Origin of the sequence: Pseudomonas sp. 24 E 13 (genome assembly GCF_900004715.1) — a bacterium.
Lineage (GTDB): Bacteria > Pseudomonadota > Gammaproteobacteria > Pseudomonadales > Pseudomonadaceae > Aquipseudomonas > Aquipseudomonas orientalis_A.
This window is the reverse complement of sequence record NZ_CVTO01000155.1, coordinates 14,945-22,698: the sequence shown is the minus strand read 5'-3', so window position 1 is coordinate 22,698 and position 7,754 is coordinate 14,945. Positions and strand designations below refer to the sequence as shown.

Below are 7,754 nucleotides of genomic sequence, written 5' to 3'. Positions count from 1 at the left end.
ACCTGGTGCGTGAACTGGCGCCGCCCAGCCCCCATACGCCTTACGCGCGATTGCTGCCATTGGCCCTGGAGTCGATCAGCTACCAATATGAAGGCGTGGCGGACGATCCGGTCTGCCAGCACCAGATCAACCTGCGCTGGGATGCCTATGGTTGCCTGGTGCATGGCGTGACCCTGCATTACGCCCGCCGCACCACCGCCGCCAGTCCGCCGCCCGTCGTGCTGGTGGATGAGCACCAGCAGCGCTGGTGGCGCGATACCCATGACGACGCGCAACAGTCCTATTACCTGAGCGAAACCCTGGCAGAGCCGATTCATCTGGACCACACACAGCAGTGGCGTCTGGCCTTGCCCTACCGCCAACGACATAACGCCCTGGTGCTCGGCAAGGCGCCGGCACCTGGTGGGCTGGACCCAGCGCGTATCGCCTATGAGGTGTTCATCGACACCCGCGACGGGCCGTTGGCGGCAGGAGCCGGGCGCACGCTGAGCGGCTTGTCGCGCCAGCACTACCGGCAGGCCGGTGGTTTCGGCAAAACCCTGGAACCCGGCGTCGCCACGGCCCAGGCATTGCCTGACTACCTGGAAACCGCCGAGCTGGATGACCAGGCCCTGAGCGTCTACAACGACATTCCGAGCATGCCCAACCAACCCAGGGTGGACCTGGTGCAAAAGCTCACCGACAGTGGCTATCACACCATGGCGATGTTTTTCCTGTTCGACGGCGAGGTGGCGCCCGCGCAAAATCGCCTGTGGTCGATACGCCGCCACTTTCCCCGCTATGACAAGCCCAGCCGGTTTTGTCGGTTGAGGGCGCTGCGGGCCACCGAGGCTCACGGCGAAACGACACTCCAGTATGACCCCTACTCACTGCAGACCCTGCTGGTAAAAACACCCGACGGCTGTGTGACCACCGCCGAATACGACTATCAATTGCTGCTGCCGACAAAAATCGTCGACCCCAATGGCACTGTTCAAGAAGCGCGTTATGACGGTTTCGGGCAGTTGCTCGCCAGCAGTTTCCACGGCCATGAACAGAACCTCAGGGTGGGCTTCGCCGACCTGCAAAGCGACCGCCCGCGCCATGATGTCACGCCCGGGTCGGCCATCGAACAGGCGCACAGCGTGTTGCAAGACATGGCCAGCGCGCACTGCTACGCCCCGTTCAGTTGGATGGGCAGTATCGACCTGGCCCTGGTCAAGCCCGAGTGGATCAGCAAGGCCTACCTGCTCCCCGGCGGGCATATCCGCATGGGCGCACGGGCGCGCTTGAGTGCTGCTCGTCACACCCTCGGCGACAGCGAAAAACAACTCAAGGCGTTGATCGACAAGGCCAGCCGCACGCCGGTCCATGGGCTCATGTTGCAAGCCGACCGTTACCCCGGCGATGCCGAACGCCAGATTCGCATGACCCTGACCTGCTGGGATGGCTTCGGTCGTTCGTTGCAGACTCGGCAGAAGACCGAACCGGGCCCGGCCCACGCGGTCGACGCCAAGGGCGATCTGTGGGTCGACGACGTGCCGGATGCCGCCGGCACTGTGAAGAAACAGCTGCGCCACGTGCAGGCCGACCCCCGCTGGCGCGTCAGCGAACGTGTCGAATACAACAACAAGGGCTTGGTCATACGGGTCTACCGCGCCTACTTCACCAACAGCCACGCCTATGTCAATGACCACGCCATGCGCGAACTGGGCCACAGCGACCGGCAATGGTACGACCCCCTGGGACGCCCGACCCGGACACTGACGGCAGGAGGGTTCATGCGGCGTACCACCTATTGGGCCTGGTACAACGTCAATGAGGACGAAAACGACACCTATGAAGAGCTGAACTGACTGATCGCTGATCGTTCCTACGCTCTGCGTGGGAACGCAGCCTGTGACGCTCTGCGTCACGACTTCAAGAGCGGACGCAGAGCGTCCAGGGCGGCATTCCCACGCGGAGCGTGGGAACGATCGTCTGCCTGATGGTGCTCCCGTCAGGATCGCGGGGCGGCGCGCCAGTTCGACGCCAGGTGTGTGTACCCGCGCCGGGCAAACGCCACGACGAAGCCGCGCCATTCGGTCAATGATGCAATCACGCCGCGCGCCACCATCACAATCGTTCGCGTGGTGCGGCTTTGCGCGGCCTGGGGCAGGCCCGTCAGCGCCACGGCCAATGCCTCGACCCCGGTTGCGGCCCAATACGTCCATACCTGATTGAACATTCTGCTCAGCCCGCCGTGCATCAACCCAACAGGGTCCGGTGTCTGCACGGTCAGCCCATGGTGATCGTGGACCGCCGTGAGATGACCACTGCGCGTAAGCGTTCCCATCGCTGCATCGTAGGCTTCAATCGCGGGTGACACATTGGGTTGCATCAGCGCAGGCACTTCCCCGCCGTAGACGGCGTTGGCGATCGTTGCAACGGCGTATGCTGCCGTCGCGCCGGCGGTTCGGCCGACCCTGGCCCGCAGCGGTGTGCTGCCCCAGGAGGCGCCGGTGCCGTGCCCACGCATGATCTGCTGCACCAGTTCCCTGGAGAGCGAGCGGATATGCCCGCTCAATCGCTGCACCGCCACGGGGTCCCAGCGTTCCCCGGCTTGAGCGCTCGGCGTGTCAGCGTGATAGGCGTAACCAATACCCGCCACAGCTGCCGAAATAACCCCGATCTGTGGTGCAAGACGGGTCCAGTTACCGACGACACCGGTGCTCATATGCATGGTGGTCAGGGCATCCAGCGACGCGACGGTATAGCGCACAATCTGATTGCGCTGCGGCGTGGGCTCAAGGTTGCCGAATACCGCCAGATCAACGCCCGTCGCGATGACATTGGCGATATAGGTGGATAAACCATCGCGAATCGCGGCCGACGACGCTGCCTGTATCCTCGGGCGGATAATCAGCCCCATCGTCGCGAGCCTGCGGCTGAAGGAGAGCCTGCGTATTTGCTTATCCTGGGGCGCCTCCAACGCCGATGCGCCGACCAGGCCTTGCGCGTCGACGTGGGTGACCGGGTTACCGCCGACCATCGCGTACAGATTCAAGCCATCGGCATCGCCGATCGGGTCAGGGCTGATCCAACGGCCTAACCACGCTGCGTAATACCTGAAGCCGTAGTAGGACAGCCCGCTGGCATCGCGCTCCTTACCCGAATAACGGATGAAGCTGTAGCTCGCCTCGCTGGCATTTCTCGCCGCCCGCCACGCGGTCCCGCCGTAGGGGTAATAACTTTCCTGACTGAGCAATTGCGCCTGCTCGCCCAGTTCCAGGCAATTGCTGCCCAAGTGGTCCGACAAGCCATAACGGATCTGCGTGGCCTGACCCACTCCCGAAGGGTGGCGATCCCACAGCAGAACGCGGACGGTGGTCGTACCGGCATCGAGGTTGAGAACATTCAGTTGCTCACCCGTTGCGCTGTCATGGCGGATTTCCAGTCCCGGCAGGTAGCGCACCTCGGCGGTATGCATCACGCCACGGGCCTGGGAGACCCGACGCTTGAGAATGCGCTGGCCTGCGGCATCGTAGGCGTAGTGCTCTTGATCGTGATTGCCCCCCTCGCGCCGCACCTGCGTCAGGCGCACCAGTTGATTGCGCACATCCCAGTCCATCTTCTGCTCGCCTGCCAATACTTGCAGGTTGCCATTACGGTCAAAGCCCTGCCCCAACCCCGGTGCGGTCTTGTCATCGGCCTGCGGCAGAAAATGATTGCTGCCCGCGGCCACGCTCATCTGCCGCGTGAAGCCTGTGCCGCTGCTGGGCACGTGCTGCAACTCGAGCAAATTGCCAGCGGCGTCATAGCGCAACCGCTGGGTGTAGCAACGCCATACGCTGTCGTCAGTCGAGCCAAACGCCACCATTGCCGGTAATGCCGGGCCGCCCGTGTTGCCGGCGGTTTCGCGGCCGGTGGCCGTGATCAGTTGCGATAACGTGTCGTACGCGTAGAGGCTGGCCGAACTGATGCGCGTGTTGCTGGACCATTGCGTCGGCTGGGCAAGGTCGTCGATGCGCACGACGTTACCCACGTTGTCATACTCATAGCGCAGGTCTTGCAGCGCTGCGCCTGCGTGCAAACGGGCCGTCATTTGCCGCAAGCGACCATCGAACTCACGGTATTGCATGGCGCGCACCACGCCGTTGCCGGCGCGTTCGCTGAGCACCTGGCCCGCTGCGTTGTAACGGCGCTGGCCCAGCACCTGCGTACGCACGCCGGCCCTGGGCGTTACAAAGATACTCGCCGGTTGGCCGTCAAGGCCGTAGGTGTAGTCGAAGCGATTGCCCTTGGCGTCCGTGTGATGCAGGCGCTCACCCAGCGCATTGAACCCAATGGTGGTCTGGAACCTGTCGGCCTCCAGGCGCGCCTCGCGCTGTGCATCGGGCTGCGGCCAATCCAACGCAGCGCCCGCCTGTCGAAAACGTCGGGCCTGCTGCGTGACCTCCGCGTGCAGCCCATAGGCCTCGTGGAACAGCGAACCGCCGCCGTCATCGTGGCGAACCACCCGGCCACAGCGGTTGCGTGAGGCCTCTTCACTGGACGATGAAGCATAGGCAAGACGCTCGACGCACAGCGCTTGCCCGTCACTGGCCGCCTGCTCGAAGACGGCAACCGGTCGCAGATATCGATCGTAGTGATGAGCCTGGTGAGCGCCCCGTCCATCCCATTCGTCCAGTACCTGCCCGGCCTGCCCTATAAGCGTCAGCCGCCGGCCGGCATCCACGCTGTCGGTGCGCAACGCGTGCCCGCCAAGGCTGTAAACCGTGCGTTGATTGGGCGCAGTGCCAGGTTTTGAGCGCGACAACTGCAACAGGCGGGGGTCCCATTGTTCAATCATCAGGCCCGTACTGCCAAAGACCTGACGATGAATGCGCACCTGCGCTTGATCCTCCGCGCTGGCGCGGTGGTAATCAATGTTGCGCACGATCAACCCGCGCGGGTCGATGGCCGCCAGGGACGGTGTGTGTCGATGGATGGAATAAGACATGACCTCAAGACCTTATTGCTGAATAAGTAGTCCTGAAAGCCTAGGGATGCGGGGGGAAGCAAGGTGGTGCTGGAGGATTTTTTGTGTGTCCGGGTACTGGCATCGCCCCGACCCGCTCGCGCGGGTCGAGGCTGCGCTCAATGCCCGCCGGCGCAGGTCGGCGAAGCCGGTGCCGCGTCGACCTTCGCCCATTCCTCAGGCGTGTAGGTATGCAGCGCCAGCGCATGAAACTCGCTCATCAGGTCACCCAGGGTGGCATAGACCTTCTGGTGGCGCTTGACGCGATTAAGCCCCTCGAACTGCTGGCTGACCAGCACGGCCTTGAAGTGGGTCTGCAACCCACGGCTGTGCATGTGGCTCTCGTCCAGCACACTCAAGTGATCCGGGGCCAGGGCGGCAAGCGCCGTTTCGATACGCTGTTGCATAGTCATTGCTGCTTACTTCTTCTTGGCCGGTGCGGCGGCTTTTGGCGCCAGCTCGTTGGTCATGTCTTCCAACAGCTTGTTCACCACCGGTACTGCGCTTTCCAGCTTGGCCTGGGTCATCTGGGCCGATTGCTGGGTCAGCTGCGGCATTTTTTCCAGGACTTTCTTGCCCAGAGGCGACTGGTAGAACGCCACCAGGTCCTTGAGCTCCGATTCGCTGAAGTTGGTGGTGTAGAGCTTGACCATGTCCGGTTTCAGCTTCGGCCAGCCGATGGCTTGGTCCAGAGCAGCGTTGGCCTTGGCCTGGTAGCTGTCGAGTACGGACTGTTTGGCGGCAGGCGCCTTGGTCTGCTCGAAACGCTGGGCGAACATTTGTTGCACTTGCATGTACACCGGGGTACCCAGCTTGTCAGCGTGGGCCAGGGTAAGGAAGGCTTCGGCACTGGCGTTGTGGCTGGCGGTATCGGCAAAAACCTGGCCGCTGGCGCAAACCAGAGCAACCGCGGTACAGATGGCACGAAGACGAGTCATCGAGTTTCCTTTTCTAGCTGGCGAGGTAAGACCCCAAGGGCGCCCATTCTGCGCCTAAAAAACCTCGCGGCTCAACCCCGGGCCGCGTCGGGTGTGGTTTGATCGATGAAACGTCTTTTAGGGAACCCCCTTGGCCAATCACAGCCTAAACTGCGCAAACGAACCTGAAGGAGTGTGCCCGATGAGCCGTATCGAAACCGACAGCCTGGGGGAAGTCCATGTCCCGGATGACGCTTACTGGGGCGCCCAGACCCAACGTTCGCTGGTGAATTTTGCCATCGGCGAGCAGCGCATGCCGCTGGCGGTGCTGCATGCCCTGGCGTTGATCAAGAAGGCTGCCGCCCGGGTCAACGACCGCAACGGCGACCTGCCGGCCGATATCGCCCGCCTGATCGAACAGGCCGCCGACGAAATTCTCGACGGCCAGCACGACGACCAGTTCCCCCTGGTGGTATGGCAGACCGGCAGCGGCACCCAGAGCAACATGAACGCCAACGAAGTGATTGCCGGCCGCGCCAATGAACTGGCCGGCGGCAACCGTGGCGGCAAGAGCCCGGTGCACCCCAACGACCACGTCAACCGTTCCCAGAGTTCCAACGACTGCTTCCCCACCGCCATGAGCATTGCCACCGTCAAGGCCGTGCACGAGCAGCTGTTGCCGGCCATCACCGTGCTGTCCGGCGGCCTGGCGGAGCTGGCGGCGCGGCACATGAAGCTGGTCAAGACCGGCCGCACCCACATGATGGATGCCACGCCGATCACCTTCGGCCAGGAACTCTCGGCGTTCATCGCCCAACTCGACTACGCCGAACGCGCCATCCGCAGCGCCCTGCCCGCCGTGTGCGAGCTGGCCCAGGGCGGCACTGCCGTGGGCACCGGGCTCAACTCCCCCCATGGCTTTGGCGAAGCGATTGCCGCCGAACTGGCCGCGCTGTCGGGACTGCCGTTCGTCACCGCGCCGAACAAATTCGCCGCCCTCTCCGGCCATGAGCCGCTGGTGACCTTGCACGGCGCACTGAAAACCCTCGCCGTGGCCCTGATGAAGCTCGCCAACGACCTGCGCCTGCTCGGCTCCGGCCCGCGCGCGGGGTTGGCAGAAGTCAAATTGCCAGCCAACGAACCGGGCAGTTCGATCATGCCCGGCAAGGTCAACCCGACCCAGTGCGAAGCCCTGTCGATGCTGGCCTGCCAGGTACTCGGCAATGACGTGACCATCGGCATCGCCGCAAGCCAAGGGCATTTGCAGTTGAACGTGTACAAGCCGGTTATCATCCACAACCTGCTGGAATCGATCCGCCTGCTGGCTGATGGCTGCAATAACTTCCAGGAACACTGCATCGCCGGCCTGGAGCCTGACGCCGAACAGATGGCCGAACACCTGGAACGTGGGCTGATGCTGGTGACCGCCCTCAACCCGCATATCGGCTATGACAAATCCGCACAGATCGCCAAGAAAGCCTATGCCGAAGGGCTGACCCTGCGGGAAGCGGCGCTGGAACTGGGCTACCTCACCGACGCAGAGTTCGACCAGTGGGTACGCCCGGAAAACATGCTGGAGGCCGGGCACTGAGAACCCAAGGTCGGCAGAGAGGCTTGCCCTAATACCCATTGTAGGAGCGAGCTTGCTCGCGAAAAACTCACAGGCACCGCGTTTATTCAGGAAGCACGCGTTATCGTTGACGTTTTTCGCGAGCAAGAGCTAGGCGCCCCCTCGCTCCTACAGAGGGCGGTGTACGCTTAACTGACTGGCATAGGTACTCACACCACTCCACGATGCGAAGCGAGCCGCTCTTGATCTTGATCTGCTTTTGATCCTAGGCGCCCCGTTAAACCACGCT

Annotated in this window: 5 protein-coding genes; 2 read left to right on the top strand and 3 right to left on the bottom strand. The window is 63.1% G+C overall.

Features of this window, described 5'->3' with window-relative positions:
* Nucleotides 1–1,835 (top strand): toxin TcdB middle/C-terminal domain-containing protein (locus BFP90_RS24430; protein WP_305118421.1); only part of this gene is annotated, 1,835 nt, incomplete at its 5' end.
* Between the two features lie 143 nt (nucleotides 1,836–1,978).
* On the opposite strand, the gene BFP90_RS24425 is transcribed toward BFP90_RS24430, so the two are convergent.
* The 3 genes from BFP90_RS24425 to BFP90_RS24415 all read right to left on the bottom strand — a co-directional run bounded on the left by BFP90_RS24425 (nucleotide 1,979) and on the right by BFP90_RS24415 (nucleotide 5,916).
* A complete protein-coding gene (locus BFP90_RS24425) occupies nucleotides 1,979–4,960 on the bottom strand; it encodes an RHS repeat-associated core domain-containing protein (RefSeq protein ID WP_065898173.1) in 2,982 nt (993 codons plus the stop codon).
* A gap of 137 nt (nucleotides 4,961–5,097) precedes the next feature.
* Complete coding sequence (locus BFP90_RS24420; protein WP_065895473.1) at nucleotides 5,098–5,391, bottom strand: BolA family protein; 294 nt, start codon at nucleotides 5,389–5,391, stop codon at nucleotides 5,098–5,100.
* Between the two features lie 6 nt (nucleotides 5,392–5,397).
* Nucleotides 5,398–5,916 carry a DUF2059 domain-containing protein gene (locus tag BFP90_RS24415; RefSeq protein WP_003175221.1) on the bottom strand — a complete coding sequence of 173 codons (519 nt, stop codon included), beginning with the start codon at nucleotides 5,914–5,916 and terminating at the stop codon, nucleotides 5,398–5,400.
* A 181-nt stretch (nucleotides 5,917–6,097) separates the two neighbouring features.
* Between BFP90_RS24415 and BFP90_RS24410 the strand changes: the two genes are divergently transcribed.
* Nucleotides 6,098–7,486 carry a class II fumarate hydratase gene (locus BFP90_RS24410; RefSeq protein WP_065895472.1) on the top strand — a complete coding sequence of 463 codons (1,389 nt, stop codon included), beginning with the start codon at nucleotides 6,098–6,100 and terminating at the stop codon, nucleotides 7,484–7,486.
* The last annotated feature ends 268 nt before the right edge of the window (nucleotides 7,487–7,754 follow it).

Bases quoted from the DNA above. Each gene is read 5' to 3' on its own strand.
- BFP90_RS24420 (WP_065895473.1), bottom strand. From the start codon at position 5,391: ATGACTATGCAACAGCGTATCGAAACGGCGCTTGCCGCCCTGGCCCCG.
- BFP90_RS24425 (WP_065898173.1), bottom strand. From the start codon at position 4,960: ATGTCTTATTCCATCCATCGACACACACCGTCCCTGGCGGCCATCGAC.
- BFP90_RS24415 (WP_003175221.1), bottom strand. From the start codon at position 5,916: ATGACTCGTCTTCGTGCCATCTGTACCGCGGTTGCTCTGGTTTGCGCC.
- BFP90_RS24410 (WP_065895472.1), top strand. From the start codon at position 6,098: ATGAGCCGTATCGAAACCGACAGCCTGGGGGAAGTCCATGTCCCGGAT.